This is a genomic window from Pseudomonas sp. (assembly GCF_030150285.1).
GTDB lineage: Bacteria > Pseudomonadota > Gammaproteobacteria > Pseudomonadales > Pseudomonadaceae > Aquipseudomonas.
The window spans coordinates 36,972-51,899 of record NZ_JASLGE010000092.1 but is presented as its reverse complement, the minus strand read 5'-3'; the positions used below and the strand labels follow the sequence as shown (position 1 = coordinate 51,899).

The 14,928-nt window shown below is 59.7% G+C and carries 13 protein-coding genes; 11 read left to right on the top strand and 2 right to left on the bottom strand.

Annotated elements, in window-relative coordinates; all coding sequences use genetic code 11:
- Positions 1-6: 6 nt before the first annotated feature.
- The 7 genes from Q1W15_RS21680 to tcuA all read left to right on the top strand — a co-directional run bounded on the left by Q1W15_RS21680 (position 7) and on the right by tcuA (position 8,995).
- Positions 7-1,374 carry a DUF1329 domain-containing protein gene (locus tag Q1W15_RS21680; protein ID WP_300732220.1) on the top strand — a complete coding sequence of 456 codons (1,368 nt, stop codon included), beginning with the start codon at positions 7-9 and terminating at the stop codon, positions 1,372-1,374.
- Positions 1,375-1,431: 57 nt separating this feature from the next.
- Positions 1,432-2,496, top strand: a complete 1,065-nt coding sequence (locus tag Q1W15_RS21675; RefSeq protein WP_300732217.1) for a YCF48-related protein — start codon at positions 1,432-1,434, stop codon at positions 2,494-2,496.
- Positions 2,497-2,526: 30 nt separating this feature from the next.
- Positions 2,527-4,953, top strand: a complete 2,427-nt coding sequence (locus Q1W15_RS21670) for an MMPL family transporter (RefSeq protein WP_300732215.1) — start codon at positions 2,527-2,529, stop codon at positions 4,951-4,953.
- On the top strand, positions 4,950-5,405 hold the full coding sequence (locus Q1W15_RS21665; RefSeq protein WP_300732213.1) for a heme-binding protein: 456 nt from the start codon (positions 4,950-4,952) through the stop codon (positions 5,403-5,405). Before Q1W15_RS21670 ends, Q1W15_RS21665 begins: the two co-directional genes overlap by 4 nt.
- A gap of 57 nt (positions 5,406-5,462) precedes the next feature.
- On the top strand, positions 5,463-6,221 hold the full coding sequence (dmpE, locus tag Q1W15_RS21660; protein ID WP_300732275.1) for a 2-oxopent-4-enoate hydratase: 759 nt from the start codon (positions 5,463-5,465) through the stop codon (positions 6,219-6,221).
- A gap of 371 nt (positions 6,222-6,592) precedes the next feature.
- The gene (locus Q1W15_RS21655; RefSeq protein ID WP_300732210.1) at positions 6,593-7,438 is read left to right on the top strand and encodes an alpha/beta fold hydrolase; all 846 of its coding nucleotides are present in this window, start codon (positions 6,593-6,595) and stop codon (positions 7,436-7,438) included.
- A gap of 90 nt (positions 7,439-7,528) precedes the next feature.
- Positions 7,529-8,995 carry an FAD-dependent tricarballylate dehydrogenase TcuA gene (gene tcuA / locus Q1W15_RS21650; RefSeq protein ID WP_300732208.1) on the top strand — a complete coding sequence of 489 codons (1,467 nt, stop codon included), beginning with the start codon at positions 7,529-7,531 and terminating at the stop codon, positions 8,993-8,995.
- 89 nt (positions 8,996-9,084) lie between these two features.
- Here tcuA and Q1W15_RS21645 read toward each other — a convergent pair whose 3' ends face one another.
- The gene (locus Q1W15_RS21645; protein ID WP_300732272.1) at positions 9,085-10,986 is read right to left on the bottom strand and encodes an acyltransferase family protein; all 1,902 of its coding nucleotides are present in this window, start codon (positions 10,984-10,986) and stop codon (positions 9,085-9,087) included.
- 192 nt (positions 10,987-11,178) lie between these two features.
- Between Q1W15_RS21645 and Q1W15_RS21640 the strand changes: the two genes are divergently transcribed.
- A complete protein-coding gene (locus tag Q1W15_RS21640; protein WP_300732206.1) occupies positions 11,179-11,619 on the top strand; it encodes a hypothetical protein in 441 nt (146 codons plus the stop codon).
- A gap of 20 nt (positions 11,620-11,639) precedes the next feature.
- On the opposite strand, the gene Q1W15_RS21635 is transcribed toward Q1W15_RS21640, so the two are convergent.
- The gene (locus tag Q1W15_RS21635; RefSeq protein WP_300732203.1) at positions 11,640-12,533 is read right to left on the bottom strand and encodes a LysR family transcriptional regulator; all 894 of its coding nucleotides are present in this window, start codon (positions 12,531-12,533) and stop codon (positions 11,640-11,642) included.
- A gap of 94 nt (positions 12,534-12,627) precedes the next feature.
- On the opposite strand from Q1W15_RS21635, the gene Q1W15_RS21630 reads away from it, so the two are divergent.
- The 3 genes from Q1W15_RS21630 (at position 12,628) to Q1W15_RS21620 (ending at position 14,893) form a co-directional block, all read left to right on the top strand.
- Positions 12,628-13,791 (top strand): MFS transporter, encoded by a 1,164-nt coding sequence (locus tag Q1W15_RS21630; RefSeq protein ID WP_300732201.1) that lies wholly within the window; start codon positions 12,628-12,630, stop codon positions 13,789-13,791.
- Positions 13,792-14,046: 255 nt separating this feature from the next.
- The gene (locus Q1W15_RS21625) at positions 14,047-14,259 is read left to right on the top strand and encodes a hypothetical protein (RefSeq protein ID WP_300732198.1); all 213 of its coding nucleotides are present in this window, start codon (positions 14,047-14,049) and stop codon (positions 14,257-14,259) included.
- A gap of 34 nt (positions 14,260-14,293) precedes the next feature.
- A complete protein-coding gene (locus tag Q1W15_RS21620) occupies positions 14,294-14,893 on the top strand; it encodes a disulfide bond formation protein B (RefSeq protein WP_300732196.1) in 600 nt (199 codons plus the stop codon).
- Positions 14,894-14,928 lie beyond the last annotated feature (35 nt).

Below are 14,928 nucleotides of genomic sequence, written 5' to 3'. Positions count from 1 at the left end.
GTGACAATGCACAACAATAAGATCGCTCAGTTGTTGACCAGCCTTGCGCTGTCCCTGGCCGCCCTGTCAGCTAACGCCGGCGTCAGTGCCGAGCAGGCCCAGGCCCTGAAAACCACCCTGACGCCCATGGGGGCCGAGCGGGCGGCCAATGCCGACGGCAGCATTCCGGCCTGGTCCGGGGGTTACACCACGGTACCGGCCGGCTATCAGCAGGGCCACAGGGCCTACGACCCGTTCAGCCAGGACAAGCCGCTGTACACCATCACGGCGGCCAATATGGCCGAGTACCAAAGCAAGCTCAGCGACGGCGTGATCCAGTTGCTCAAGGACAACCCGCAGACGTTCCGTATCGATGTCTACCCGACGCGTCGCACGGCCGCCGCCCCTCAGTGGGTGTATGACAACACGTTCAAGAACGCCACGGACGCCAGCCTTGAAGGCGATGGCCTGATCGTCAAGGGGGCATATGGCGGTGTGCCGTTCCCCTTCCCGAAATCAGGGGTCGAGGTGCAATGGAATCACCAGTTGTTGTGGCGCGGTGAGTCGACCCACAGCAAGTACAAAGTGTGGACCACCACGGCAGACGGTCAGCGCGTGCTGGCTACCGCAGCCGAGGACGAAGCCCAGTACCCGTACTACTTCAAAGAAGGTTCGCCCGGCTCATCCGGCATCAACTACATGATGGCTATTCAGTTGACCTATGCCCCGGCATTTCGCGCCGGCGAGGCATTGATGGTGCACAACGTGACCGACTACGTGCAGGGCCGCACCTTGTGGCAATACTTGTCCGGGCAACGTCGGGTCCGTCGCGCCCCGAGCATCAACTTCGACACGCCCAACCCGGTGGCGTCGGGCGTCAACTTTGTGGACGAAAACTATGGCGGCACCGGTTCCCCCGAGCGCTATGACTGGAAGCTGATCGGCAAGAAGGAAATGATCATTCCCTACAACAACAACGCGTTGTTGGCCAATGGTGATGAAAAGGTCATGGCCCAGCGCCATGTCAACCCGGACATGATGCGCTGGGAGCTGCACCGTGTGTGGGAAGTCGAAGCGACCCTCAAGGACGGCAAGCGTCACGCCGTGCCTAAACGCAAGTTCTACTACGACGAGGACACCTGGGGTAACGCGATCATCGATGGCTGGGATGCCGAAGGCACCCTGTGGCGCACCTCGTTGACCACGCCTTTCGTGGCACCGGATATCCCGGCCGTGGTGAACTTTTGCACCAGTTTTTTCCATGACCACCGGACCAAGGCCTGGATGTACAACTGCGCCTTGGGCGACGCCGGCAATGAGCAGTTCGCAATCACCGATCGTCGCCGTGACAGCTACTTCTCACCTGAGTCGCTGACCAAGATGAGCGCCCGCTGATGTTCGTGGCGTGGGCCCCTTAGCGGTCGCCCACGCCTGTCTTACCGGAGGTATGTGGTGAATAAACAAAACAAGGCTTGGCTGTGCAAGGTCCTTGCGGGGTTGCTTGCCGGCTGGTTGGCAACCGGCACGGTTGCACAGACGCGTAGCGCGCCCGACACCCTGGCACAGAAGTCGCTGCCGTCGGCGTTAGCCCGTCACTCGGCGCTCAATGCGGCGGCGATGGCTGGCGGGCGCATGGTGGTTGCCGGCCAGCGCGGTCATATTCTTTACTCGGATGATCAAGGCCAGAACTGGCAGCCGGCCAATGTGCCCGTCACGGTCAGTTTGACCGGGCTGTGCTTTGCCGACCGTCTCAATGGCTGGGCCGTGGGCCATCGTGGGGTGATTCTCGCGACCCGCGACGGCGGTAAAAACTGGCAGCGGCAACTGGACGGCGTTCAAGCCGCCAACGCCATTCTGCAAGCCAGCCGGGGCGCGGAGCAGCTACGGGAAGCACGCGGTTTGGTGGCCGAAGGGGCCGACAAGCCTTTTCTGGCGGTGCAATGCCTGAGCGCTGGGCACGCCGTGGCGGTCGGTGCCTACGGTCTGGTGTTCAGCACCCAGGACGCAGGCCAGCACTGGGAGCCGGCGTTGAATGTGCTTGAGGGCAGCCAGTCGCAACATTTGAATGCCGTGCAAGCGATCAATGGTCGGCTCTACCTGGCAGGCGAGCAGGGCGGGTTGATGCACACCCGCGCCGACCTCAGCGGTTTTACCCGGCTAGAGGGGCCGTATGACGGCAGCTTTTTTGGCTTGCTGGCCTCAAATAATCATCACTTGCTGGCCTTTGGTCTGCGCGGGCACGTGTTCCGCTCGGTCGACCTGGGCTCCAGCTGGCAGGCCGTGGCATTGCCCACCCACAAAAGCCTGACGGCCGCGACCGAGTTGCGCGATGGCGCGATTTTGCTGGCCGATGAGTCCGGGCAGGGCTGGATAAGCCGTGATGACGGTCGCAGTTTTCGGCCGGTCTCCCCCGAACAGCGATTCCCGCTGATTGCACTGCTGGCCATGCCCGATGGCGGCAGCCTGGCGGTTGGCACTCACGGTATTACTCGTTTCCCGCCGAGCGCCTTGCGCTAAGCCGGCCGGTACAGAAGAAGGTCACAGACTATGGCGATCAATCATAACGATGGCTTTACGGCCATCGCCTCCCTGGCGGACTTTGACAGGTCATCGGGCAACTGGCTGGAGCGCCTGCTGTTCAACCATCGCTTTGTGGTGGTCGGCTGTTGCCTGGTCATCACGGTGTTGTTGGCGATGGCGGCTAGCCAGGTTCGACTCAACGCCAGTTATGTCAAAACCATCCCGGCGCATCATGCCTTTACCCTCAATTATCTGGAGCATGCCCACGACCTGAAAGGGGCGGGCAATGCCGTGCGTGTGGCCGTGGCCATGCGCCAGGAAGGTGATGTGTTCAATGCCGGGTATATGGAAACCCTGCGCCAGCTCAATGATGAGTTGTACCTGCTGAACGGTGTTGACCGGGCCTTTATGCGCTCGCTCTGGACGCCCGCCACGCGCTGGCAAGGTGTGACCGAAGAAGGTTTTGACGGTGGCTCGGTGGTGCCGGACGGTTTTGACGGCAGCCCGGCGAGCCTGGACAGCTTGCGCGCCAACGTCGAGCGCTCCGGGGAAATTGGCCAGTTGGTGGCCCGTGACCTGCGCTCCAGCATCGTGTATTTGCCGTTGCTGGACATCGACCCCAAAACCGGCGAGGCACTCGATTACAAGCAGTTGTCCGACAGCCTGGAAGCGCTGCGCAGTCAATACCAGGCCCAAGGCGTGGATATCCACATCACCGGGTTTGCCAAGGTCATGGGCGATCTGATCGACGGGCTGTACTCGGTGCTGGCGTTCTTTGCGGCAGCGGTGCTGATCACCAGCGTCATCCTCTACCTGTTCACCCGCTGTGTGCGCAGCACGCTGGTGGTGCAACTGTGCACGCTGATCGGGGTGGTCTGGCTGCTGGGGCTGTTGCCTTTGCTCGGTTACGAACTCAACCCGTATTCGATCCTGGTGCCGTTTTTGGTGTATGCCATTGGCGTGAGCCACGGCGCGCAAAAAATGAACGGCATCATGCAGGATGTGGGGCGCGGCACACATAAGCTGATCGCCGCCCGCTATACCTTTCGCCGCTTGTTTGCAGCGGGCATGACCGCGCTGTTGGCCGACGTGGTGGGCTTTGCGGTATTGACCCTGGTCGATGTGCCGGTGATACAGGAACTGGCGCTGATCGCCAGCCTCGGGGTGGGCATTCTGGTGTTCACCAACCTGGCGCTGCTGCCGATCATGTTGTCGTTCACCGGCGTTTCACCGGCGGCAGCGGCCCGTAGCCTTAAACATGAAACCCAGCAGCCGGGCCAGCCCGCACAACCGTTGGTGCGCCTGTTTACCCGCTTTACCCACCCGCGTTCTGCGGCCATGGCCCTGGTGGTCGCCGTGGCGGTGGGGGCCGGTGCCTTGTGGATGGGCCAGGGCCTGAAAGTAGGCGACCTGGACCCGGGCGCGCCGGAACTGCGGGCCGACTCGCGGTACAACCGTGATAACCAGTTCATCATCGATCACTACCAGGCCAGCAGCGATGTGTTCGTGATCATGGCGCAAACGCTGCCGGGCAAATGCGTGGACTACGCGATGCTTCGCAAGGTGGAAGAGCTGGAGTGGCGGCTGCGCGAACTGCCGGGCGTTGAAGACACCAAGTCCATCGCCGGTTTGTCGCGCAAGATCAACGTCGGCATGAACGAAGGCAACTTCAAGTGGGATGAGTTGCCGGCCAACCAATCGATGATCAACGCGGCTGCCATGCGCTCTCCGCGTGAGCTGTTCAATGGCACCTGCAGCCTGTTGTCGATCTATGCCTACCTGGCCGATCACAAGGCCGACACCCTGGAGTCGGTGGTCAAGGTCACTCAAGCCTTCGCGGACAAATACAACGACGAAGACGTCACGTTCCTGATGGCCGCAGGCAATGCCGGGATCGAAAGCGCCACCAACATGGTGGTCAAGAGCGCCAATACCAAAATGCTGCTCGGGGTTTACCTGGCCGTCACGCTGCTGTGCTTTATCGCCTTCCGCTCATGGCGGGCTGTGCTGTGCGCCATCTTGCCGTTGATTTTGACGTCGTTGCTGGCCGAGGCACTGATGGTGCAGTTCAACATGGGCCTGAAAGTTGCGACCTTGCCGGTGGTGGCGTTGGGCGTGGGCATCGGTGTCGATTATGCGCTGTACATCTTGAGCGTGACGCTGTTCTGGCTACGCCGTGGCGAGAGCCTGGCGATGGCCTACCGGCAAGCCTTGATGTTCACCGGCCGAGTGGTGGTGTTCACCGGCCTGACGCTGTCGTTGGGGGTCGTCACCTGGGTCTTTTCACCGATCAAGTTCCAGGCCGACATGGGGGTTCTGCTGACCTTTATGTTCCTGTGCAACATGCTGGTGGCGCTGGTACTGGTTCCCGCGCTGGCCTGTTTTTTGTTGCGCCCCGCCAAGGCGGCCACTGAGCCCGCCAGCGCATTTAATAATAAGGAAGTGAAGGTATGAGTGAGGATACGCAGGGGGTCAACACCCGCTTGGCTGACCCGTTGAGCATGGCCTGCGCCCGGCTGGCCATGGACACCGCGTTGCAGCATGCCGGTAACAGCGGCTGGCGGGTCAGTGTCGCAGTGCTCGACGCCGGCGGGCACTTGATGGCATTCGGCAGAACCGCCGGCGCACCGCTGCACACCATCGAACTGGCCCAGGACAAGGCATTGACGGCCGTGTCGTTTGGCATGCCCACGGCGGATGTGAGTCACCGCCTGCGCGATGCGCCTGAGCACGTCAGGCAGTGCTTGATGCTGCGCCCGCGGCTGGTGCCCATGGGCGGTGCCTTACCGTTTCATCTGCACGGCCGGTTACTCGGTGCCATCGGCGTCTCCGGTGCTAGCGAGGAGCAGGATTGTGAATGTGCACAGGCAGGCTATGCGGCCATCACCCCGACACTTGAGCCTTAATTTTCGGCAAATTGCAGGAGCTACAACGTGAACGATTCAACACTTGCTATTCAGCGCATGGGCGACCAGTTGTTCAACGCGCTGATCGAGGCCCGGCCCATTGCACCGCTGACCGAAGGCAACCCAGGCTTGACGCTGGAACACGCATACCAGATCCAGCAGCACGTGATCAGCCGCCGGGTAGCCACCGGGGAGCGGATCATCGGCAAGAAAATCGGTGTGACCAGCCAGGCGGTGATGGACATGCTGGGGGTGCACCAGCCGGACTTCGGTCAGTTGACCGATGCCATGGTGGTGAACCCGGGCGCGAGCATTGCCATGAACACCCTGATCCAGCCCAAGGCTGAAGGTGAAATCGCCTTTGTGCTCAAACACGACCTGTCAGGGCCGGGCATCACCGTGGCCGACGTATTACGTGCCACAGACGGGGTGATGGCGTGTTTCGAAATTGTCGATTCGCGTATCCGTGACTGGAAAATAACCATCCAGGACACCGTGGCGGACAACGCCTCGTGCGGTGTGTTTGTGCTCAGTGACAAGCTGGTCAGCCCGCGCTCGCTGGACCTCTACACCACCGGCATGGTGCTGGAGAAGAACGGCCGCATCGTCGGCACCGGCGCAGGGGCTGCCACCCTGGGTTCACCGGCGGTCGCGGTGGCCTGGCTGGCCAATACCCTGGGCCGATTGGGCATGAGCCTCAAGGCCGGCGAAGTGATTTTGTCCGGGGCACTGTCGGCCATGGTGCCGGTCGTGGCCGGTGACAACTTGCGCGTGAGCATTGCCGGTATCGGCAGTTGCTCTGTGCGCTTTGATTGATGCAATCACGGCCATGTCCCCCCTCTGAAGCCCGGTGTTTGAGTGGCCAACACGGAGCCGGTGAAGATTCATCTTTTTAATGCTGAATTTGATGAACCTTCACACTTTTCTCATCCCGTTGCGGCCTGCACCTGAGGCATAAATGGAACAGCATGTTTTTAGTAAGTTACTGATAAATATAGAAATATTTTCAATATTTGGCGATGACTGACGGATGGCACAGCCATTGCTATTGCCCTGTTAATGGCTGCACCGCCTGGCCCGACAGCGCCATGGCCGGGCGACTTTATCGCGCGCCTTTCTGACACCCCAACCGCGCGTGCTGCGCGATGCTCGTACCGCTACAAAACCCATAATAAGGACTGAACCCCATGAGTCGATTTACCCAAGAAAACACCAGCAAATTCGTCCAGACCCCTGAATGGAAAATGCATTACAACGAAGCCGGGGAGGGCGAAGCCGTCATCATGGTTCACGGCTCGGGCGCGGGTGCCACTGGGTGGGCCAACTTCCACCGTAATATCGATGCCTTCGTCGAGGCGGGCTACCGCGTTATTTTGATGGACTGCCCAGGCTTCGGTAAATCCGACCCGTTGGTAACGGCTGAACCGCGCTTTGTGATCAATGCCCGGGCGATCAAGGCCCTGATGGACGGGCTGGACATCGATAAGGCCCACCTGGTCGGTAACTCGATGGGCGGCGGCAGTGCATTGGGCTTTGCCGTTGCCTACCCCGAGCGCCTGGGCAAAATGATCCTGATGGGGTCTGGTGGGGTCGGTCGTACCAGCCTGTTCACACCACTGCCCATGGAAGGCATTAAATTGCTGTTTGGGGTGTACCGTGACCCTAGCCTTGAAAACCTGAAAAAGATGCTGGACGTGTTCGTCTATGAGCCCAAGGCGCTGACGGAAGAACTGATCAACCTGCGCCACAAAAGCATCCTCGCCAACCCCCAGCACCTGGAAAACTTCCTCAAAAGCATTGACCTGAGCAAGTTCCAGATGGGCGATTTCACCGCCAACCTGCCGGATATCAAAAACCCGACCCTGATCACCTGGGGGCGCGATGACCGTTTCGTGCCGATCGACTGGAGCCTCAAGCTGCTCAATGGTTTGCCCGACGCCCGTTTGCACGTCTTCAGCCAATGCGGCCACTGGGCACAGTGGGAACATGCAGAGGCGTTCAACCGTCTGGTGATCGATTTCCTCCAGCACTAAGCCTTTGCCGCTGCCGCTGCCTCTGCCCGTCGCGGCCAGAGGCAGCACGGTGGGTGCGAAACCCGCGTGACAGGTTGATCAGGAGCAACTATGCAGTCTTACGATGTGATCGTGCTTGGCAGCGGTAATGCCGGGCTTTGTGCTGCGCTTTCAGCCCGTGAAAGCGGGGCGCGGGTCGCCTTGCTGGAACGGGCCCCCCAGGCGCAGCGAGGGGGCAACTCGGCCCATACGGGCGGGGCTTTTCGGGTGGCGTATCAAGGGGTGGATGACCTGCGCCGGTTGATGCCCGATTTGATGGACAGCGAAGTCCAGAACAGTGACTTCGGCAGCTATACCCAGGACGATTTTTTCGGTGAACTGGCTGCCATGAGCCAGTACCGCTCCGACCCTGAAGTGCTCGACACCGTGGTGTCCAGCAGCCTGGACACCTTGCACTGGATGACTGGCAAGGGCGTGCGTTTCATGCCCATTTATGGTCGGCAGGCATTCAAGGTGGAGGGCAAATACCGGTTCTGGGGTGGCTTGACCATCGAAGTGTCCGGGGGTGGCCTGGGGCTGGTGGATGCCCTGTTTCGACGATTGGAAAAAGACCAGGTAGAGGTCTTCTACGATTGCCGCACCCAACATATCGAGCGCTCGCCGGAGGGTTTATGGCAATTACAGTGCGCCGACGGGCAGCAGTTTTCGGCGCGCAGCCTGGTGCTGGCCACGGGTGGGTTTCATGCCAACCTGGAGTGGCGCACGAAATACCTGGGGCCCGGCTGGGACTTGGCCAAGGTTCGGGGCTCACGCTACAACACCGGTGACGGCATTCGCATGGCCATGGACGTGGGCGCGGTAGCGCACGGTAACTGGTCAGGCTGCCACGCGGTATTTTATGACGTCAATGCCCCGCAAATGGGCGATCTGAGCCGCCTCAACCAGCAGAAGAACTATTTTCATCTGGGCGTGGTGGTCAATACCGACGGCAAGCGCTTTATCGATGAAGGCAAGGACTTTCGCAACTACACCTACTCCAGCATGGGCGCACAAGTCATGAATCAGCCGGGCGGTGTGGCCTGGCAAATCTTTGACCAGCACACCCATGACCTGCTGCCGGATGAATACCGGGTACGGCAAGCCACCCGTATTCAGGCGCAGACCCTGCAAGGGTTGGTGGAGCAAATGGAAGGCATGAATGGCCCGGCCCTGATGCACACACTGGAGGCGTACAACACTGCCGTTCAGCGCGAGGTGCCCTTCAACCCGGCGATTCGCGACGGCCGCGAGGCGCAAGGCCTGGACATCCCCAAGTCGAACTGGGCTAACCCGCTGGACCGCCCACCGTTCGTTGCCTATGCGGTGACGTGCGGCATCACCTTCACCTTCGGTGGCCTGAAGGTCAACACCCGTGCCCAGGTGCTGGATGACGACGATAAACCCATCAGCGGGCTCTATGCCGCCGGTGAGTTGGTGGGCAACTTGTATTACATCAAATACGCGGGTGGCGCGGGGCTGACGTCAGGCTCCGTGCTCGGCCGTATCGCCGGTGCAGAGGCGGGTGCCGCACGCCTCTGAACCCACCTGGCCTGCACGGGCAGGCCGGGCTCGTGCTGATCAGGCAGCACGTGCCTTTCGAAGCACCTTAAGCGACTGACAAGAGGGGCTCAGGAGGGGTCAAACACTTCATTGAACAGCCCTTTCAACTGTTCATTACCTGCGTCAACCAGATGGTTGTCGTCGTAATACAACGGCACACCGTCCTTTGAACCCATGCATTGGCCCTTGGCGCAAAGGTAGGGAATGGGGTCAAGCACCTTGGCCTGGCAGTGCGTTGCAGCGCTCTCGATCGCACGGTTGGCAACCCGATTGCGCTGTTCATAATCTGCCAGTGGAACTGAGATGTCGGAGGTGTGCTGAAAAATACGCGTATGCAGGTTCAGCCCCTTGTAAATGCTGAAGGGCATTTCAGGGATGGGCTTGACGATATACACCGGGTGATTCTGCGCAATGGAGCAGACGGTTCGGGTGTATTCGGCAATGTAAGCATTGTTGAACGCTTGACCCGACAACTGCTCCTGCCCCGGGAAGTAAATACGATGACTGTTGCCCCGGCTTGTGTCGGTGTACATGGCGGCACGGCTAAATAGCACGACGGGGATACCCGCGTACTGGTTCTTCAATACGTCCAGTTTTTCGTTGTTGAAGCCGTGGCACTTATCGGCTTGTTCTTTGTTATACAACTCAAACGTCTCTAACGTGGGACACCCGCCCCGCGCCCAGGCCAGAGCCGCCTGAGGGTTCTCGACCTGTACGGCGGCAGCGGTCGACTGCGCGTGGCTGTCGCCGAACAAAATCACAGAGACATCGCCTGATCCCAGTTTGCAATCCGCGGCGTCGTAGGCGTTGGGCAAGCACTCTTGTTTGAAGAGCTTGCTGGCGTATTCGGGTTGCCCCAGGTCCACGTAGGCAAACCGGACACCCGGATGGTCTTTGACCACCGAGGCGGTAATTGCCGAGAGGGTAACCATGGCGATGACAAACGCTGCATATTTGAAAATAGCGCGTGGCGCGGTGGTGATTTTCTTTGTTTTCGACTCAATCCAGGTGTAAGACAGGGCCCCCAGCACGAAAGACAGGGCAATGGCCGCCACCACATGTGGCCAGCTGTTCAGCAGCCCGCAGGTATACAGGAACACCACCAGCGGCCAGTGCCACACGTACACGGAGTACGAGATGTTGCCGCAGTATTGCAACGCACGGTGAGTGCTAAAGGCCGACTGGGTATTGGCACTGATCACCAGCGCGGTACCGATGACCGGCAGCAGGGCGAGATACCCTGGCCACCGATCCTGTTCGGTAAAGAAAAAGACACTGGCCGCAATGGCCGCCAGCCCCAGCGCCTCAACGGCGTACCCTGTTCGCTTGCCAAATTGCAGGGGAAACAGGAACAGCAGCCCGCCCGCCATCAGTTCCCAGGCGCGGGTAGGCAACATATAAAACGCAAATACCGGCTGGGTATGGGTCAAGTAGACCGATGCCCCCAGAGAACTCAAGGCCAACAGCACCAGCGCCGCTTTGGTTTTGTGCGCCCCCATAAATCTGTGGAGCGCCATCAAAACGAGGGGGTAGAGCATGTAAAACTGCCATTCGACCGACAGTGACCAGGTGTGCAACAACCAGTTCTCATGCAGGGGCGCAGAGAAATAGTCGCCCTCTTTGGCAAACATGAAGTTGGAACTGAACAGCAGGCTGCTTTTAATAGACCGGATGACATCCCGGTAGTCATCCAGGGGCAGGTAAACGAAGCCGAACATCAACAAGGCGACGCACAGTGTCAGGAGCGCCGGGATAATTCGCCGCGCCCTGGAGGCGTAAAATCCCAGAAGCGAGAAGTGTTGCTGTTGCAGGCCGTTGAAAATAATCCCGGTCATTAAGAAACCGGAAATAACGAAGAAAATGTCGACCCCTGCAAAACCGCCAGTGAACCCGCCTATTTTGAAGTGAAACAACACCACGCTAATGACGGCGAGTGCGCGTAGTGCATTTATATTTTTTCGGAATTGAATGGATGAACCTGTGATCACGTCCTTGGTTGGATGGCATTCTAATGGCTATGGAGAGGTAATAGAAACGAACGTTGGTTTTTAAGTCTGATCTTGGCGAATCCCTTCCTGCTGCAGGTGCATTTCGGACCGCGTCTGGTAATGCGCGTGGTTTAGGTTAAATTGAGCCCTTGCTCACATAAGGATTTCAACACAATGAGTCAGAAAGCTTTTTCGCTCCTGGGTGGCGCTTTTGTCGTGCTGGCATTGACGGCCTGTGCCCCGCATCGTTCTGTGGACGAAGCCGTTACCCCGCAAACCGCCCAGGCGGGCTCGGTGCAGAGCCGTGCGTCAGGCGATGCGAGCGGGTTGTTTGTCGCACGCGGCAATGAGCCGTTCTGGACGATCAAGGCCACCGGCGCAACGCTGACGTTGATCACACCAGAAAACCTGCAGGGCACTGAGCTGAGCGTGGGTCAAGTGGTTGCGGGCGATGAGGGTGTGCAATACAGCGGGGTAGACGGCACTGACGCCTTTACGCTGCTCATCACCCGTGAACCTTGCGTTGATACCATGTCGGGAGAGGCATTCGCCTTCACTTCCGTCTGGACCCATGGCAATGAACGGCACGCCGGGTGTGCGTCAAGCGCACGCTGAGCGGCAACGAGCCTGCCCCTTCACGGCTGCACAGATTCCATCAAGAAATCGACAAAAGCCCTGACGCGCGCGGGCATCGCGGCACCGGCGACGAACACCGCATGGATCGGCTCGCGATCTCCGGGGTTGTACGCCTCAAGAAGCGGGACCAACTGACCGTTTGCCAATTCGTCTGCCACGCTGAAGGCACCAATGCGCGCGATGCCTGCCCCCAGCCTGGCGAACTGAGATAATGCCTCGCCACTGTTGCCCTCGATAGTGCCGGCCACCTTGAGCGAAAAATCCTGGCCGTTCTGGCGAAATGGCCAGTCGGGCGCGGCACGCCGAAAATTGAACCGCAGGCAGTTGTGGTCGAGTAAATCGTGGGGTGTCAGGGGCGTACCCTGGCGCGCCAAGTAGTCCGGCGACGCCACGATGACCTGCCCGGTCGAGCCGATAAGGCGCGCGGTCAATGGGCTGTCGGGTAACGGGCCGAAGCGGATCGCCACGTCGGCTTGCCCGCCCAGAATATCGACGATCTCATCCCCCAGCAGCAAATCGACCACGATGGCGGGGTAGCGCGCGCTGAACGCCGCAATGAGCGGTACGACGAACAGCCTGCCATGGGCGAGTGCCGCGCTGACTCTCAAACGCCCCCGGGGGGCACCCTGGTCGGTGATCGCGTCTTCGACTTCCGCCATATCGGCGAGGATTCGACGCGCGCCACGAAGGTACGCTTCGCCTTCGGGAGTGAAGGTGATGGCCCGCGTAGTGCGCAGCAGCAAGCGGGTGCCAATGCGTTGCTCGGTGCGGGCGATGATGCGGCTGACAGACGACGGCGTAAGGCCTAATGCCCGCGCCGCGCCCGACAGGCTGCCCTGTTGCGCAACCATGGCGAACACTGTCATTTCTCCCGACCGACCGCTCAGGTCCATTTGTGCGCTCCACGCAAAGCTGTAGTGCCCAGGCGAGGGCTACTGCTGGAAAAGGCAGAATTGTAGCATTTGGCTCATTAATCAGGAGTCAAGCATGCGTATCAATCCCCCTCTTTTAGCCCTGTCCATCGGTGCCTTCGGCATCGGCGTCACGGAGTTCGCGCCCATGGGCATGTTGCCCGCCATCGCCAGCGACCTGGACGTCTCCATTCCCGCCGCCGGGCTGTTGGTGAGTGCCTACGCCATGGGCGTGCTGATCGGTGCCCCGATCATGACCCTGGCGACGGCCCGCGTTCCGCGCCGCTACCTGCTGGTCGGGCTGATGGCGATTTTCACTCTGGGTAATCTGCTGTCGGCACTGGCGGCCGACTACCAGACCTTAATGATCGCCCGGCTGGTGACATCGCTGAACCATGGCGCTTTTTTTGGCGTCGGCTCCATTGTGGCCGCCAGCGTGGTAGCCCCCGACAAGCGCGCAGGGGCCGTGGCTGCGATGTTTTTGGGGCTGACCCTGGCCACCATTGGCGGTGTGCCTCTGGCCACCTGGTTTGGCGAGCACTTTGGTTGGCGTACCGCTTTCTGGGGAATTACCGGGCTGGGTGCGTTCGTCATGGCGGCACTGTGGTGGGCGCTGCCGACAGTGGCCGTGGCGAAAAATGACGGGCTGATGGCCGAGGTTCGCGTGCTGGGTCGCGGGCCAGTGCTGGCGGCGCTGGCGCTAACGGTCGTGGGGTCCAGTGCCATGTTCACGGTGTTCACCTATATCGCGCCTATCCTGCGCACCGTCACCCATGCCTCGACCAACTTCGTCACCGGCATGCTGGTGCTGTTCGGAATTGGGTTGACCTTGGGCAACGTGTGGGGCGGTAAATCGGCGGACCGTTCGGTGGACCGTACCTTGATCCTCTCGTTTGTGCTGCTGATTGCCGTACTGCTTGCGTTCTCGGTGCTGATGCAATGGTCGATTCCCGCTGCCTTGTCGATTGTGCTGTGGGGTGCCGCCAGTTTTGCGCTGGTACCGCCCCTGCAGATGCGAGTGATGGAAGCCGCCAAAGAGGCACCCAACCTGGCGTCGGCGATGAACATTGGCGCGTTCAACTTCGGCAATGCCATTGGCGCGGCGCTGGGAGGGGCTGTGATCAACGCCGGGCTGGGCTACCCGGCCATCTCCCTGGCCGGTGCCCTGATGGCGGGTTTGGGCTTGCTGATGGTGCTGGGCATGCGGCGCCAGGCCGTCAGGTGTGGGCAGGTGGCGTAAGTTGCGCGAGTTCAGCGAGCACGCTGCCCAGCGTTGAGAGGCGCTTATTACGAGCACTGCAGCGGTGGCTGGTTCGGTGTGCCAGCCCCGGCGTGCAGCAGGTGGCCCGTGCCTTGCTTTTAAATAGTGCTGGTCTAACCTCACTTTTTATTACGACTGCACGGCCACTCTTTTTCAGTTCATGTGATGGGCTGAAGGCGTCTCAGGAAGAAGGCGGCCCTCGTGTAGAGGCCATTAAAAGGAGTTTATTCACTTATGATGTTTATTGTCTTTGCGGTACTTGCCTTGGCCCTTGTGGTGGGCGGTTTGGGCCATAGGCGACTGTCGTTGTGTTTGATTTTTCTGTTCTTTGTATTGGCGGTCAAACAGTTTCTTTGGGAAATTTATAGCCCGGACTATGGCTTCAGAATGCCCTGGATTCAAGTGCAGCTCATGAACGATAACGCCGTGTCGGCTTCGACGGTCTAGTTATACAGTTTGCGCAACAGGAGTGTGGATCACTATGAAAGGATTGTTAAACAGGGCTGCGGTTGTTTGGGATGAAGTGGGGCCGCCGATGCTCTATGTGTATATGTTGGGCATGATGGCAGTCATTGCCGGAATATTAACCACGGCCATGACGCTGCAATATGTTGAAGGTGAGTTGCCGTGCCCGCTGTGCCTGTTGCAGCGCGCGGCCATGTTGGGGGTGTGTTTTGGAATTATCCAACAATTTCGACATGGTTTTTCTTATACCAACACGGGTGTCAGCCTGATTTTTTCAGTGTTCCTGCTGATCGTGTCGGTGCGCCAAACCTTACTTGATATCTATCCACGGCCGGGTCACGAGTATGTCGGGAGCGCGGTGTTCGGGCTGCATATGCCGGTGTGGTCAGTGATCATTGCCGTTTGCCTGATTACCGCGATCGCGTTTCAACTGATTGTCTGGGGTGGCCAATCACCTTCGCGGGAGAAGCGCGTTTCACACTACCCGAGCCTGAGAGCGATTGCGCGGGTCTTGAGCTTCTATGTGATCGCTGTCGGGGTCATCAATTTCGTGTCCGTTGGCGTTCAGTGCAAGTTCAATCAATGCCACACGTTCAGCTACCAATTGCTGGATTGACGCCCCAGACGGGTTGCCCGGTCTCCCTGCTGGCT

Excerpts from the sequence above, each read along its gene's own strand:
- Q1W15_RS21665 (WP_300732213.1), top strand. The coding sequence starts at position 4,950 with ATGAGTGAGGATACGCAGGGGGTCAACACCCGCTTGGCTGACCCGTTG.
- Q1W15_RS21670 (WP_300732215.1), top strand. The coding sequence starts at position 2,527 with ATGGCGATCAATCATAACGATGGCTTTACGGCCATCGCCTCCCTGGCG.
- dmpE (WP_300732275.1), top strand. The coding sequence starts at position 5,463 with ATGGGCGACCAGTTGTTCAACGCGCTGATCGAGGCCCGGCCCATTGCA.
- Q1W15_RS21680 (WP_300732220.1), top strand. The coding sequence starts at position 7 with ATGCACAACAATAAGATCGCTCAGTTGTTGACCAGCCTTGCGCTGTCC.
- Q1W15_RS21635 (WP_300732203.1), bottom strand. The coding sequence starts at position 12,533 with ATGGACCTGAGCGGTCGGTCGGGAGAAATGACAGTGTTCGCCATGGTT.
- Q1W15_RS21630 (WP_300732201.1), top strand. The coding sequence starts at position 12,628 with ATGCGTATCAATCCCCCTCTTTTAGCCCTGTCCATCGGTGCCTTCGGC.
- tcuA (WP_300732208.1), top strand. The coding sequence starts at position 7,529 with ATGCAGTCTTACGATGTGATCGTGCTTGGCAGCGGTAATGCCGGGCTT.
- Q1W15_RS21655 (WP_300732210.1), top strand. The coding sequence starts at position 6,593 with ATGAGTCGATTTACCCAAGAAAACACCAGCAAATTCGTCCAGACCCCT.
- Q1W15_RS21620 (WP_300732196.1), top strand. The coding sequence starts at position 14,294 with ATGAAAGGATTGTTAAACAGGGCTGCGGTTGTTTGGGATGAAGTGGGG.
- Q1W15_RS21625 (WP_300732198.1), top strand. The coding sequence starts at position 14,047 with ATGATGTTTATTGTCTTTGCGGTACTTGCCTTGGCCCTTGTGGTGGGC.
- Q1W15_RS21640 (WP_300732206.1), top strand. The coding sequence starts at position 11,179 with ATGAGTCAGAAAGCTTTTTCGCTCCTGGGTGGCGCTTTTGTCGTGCTG.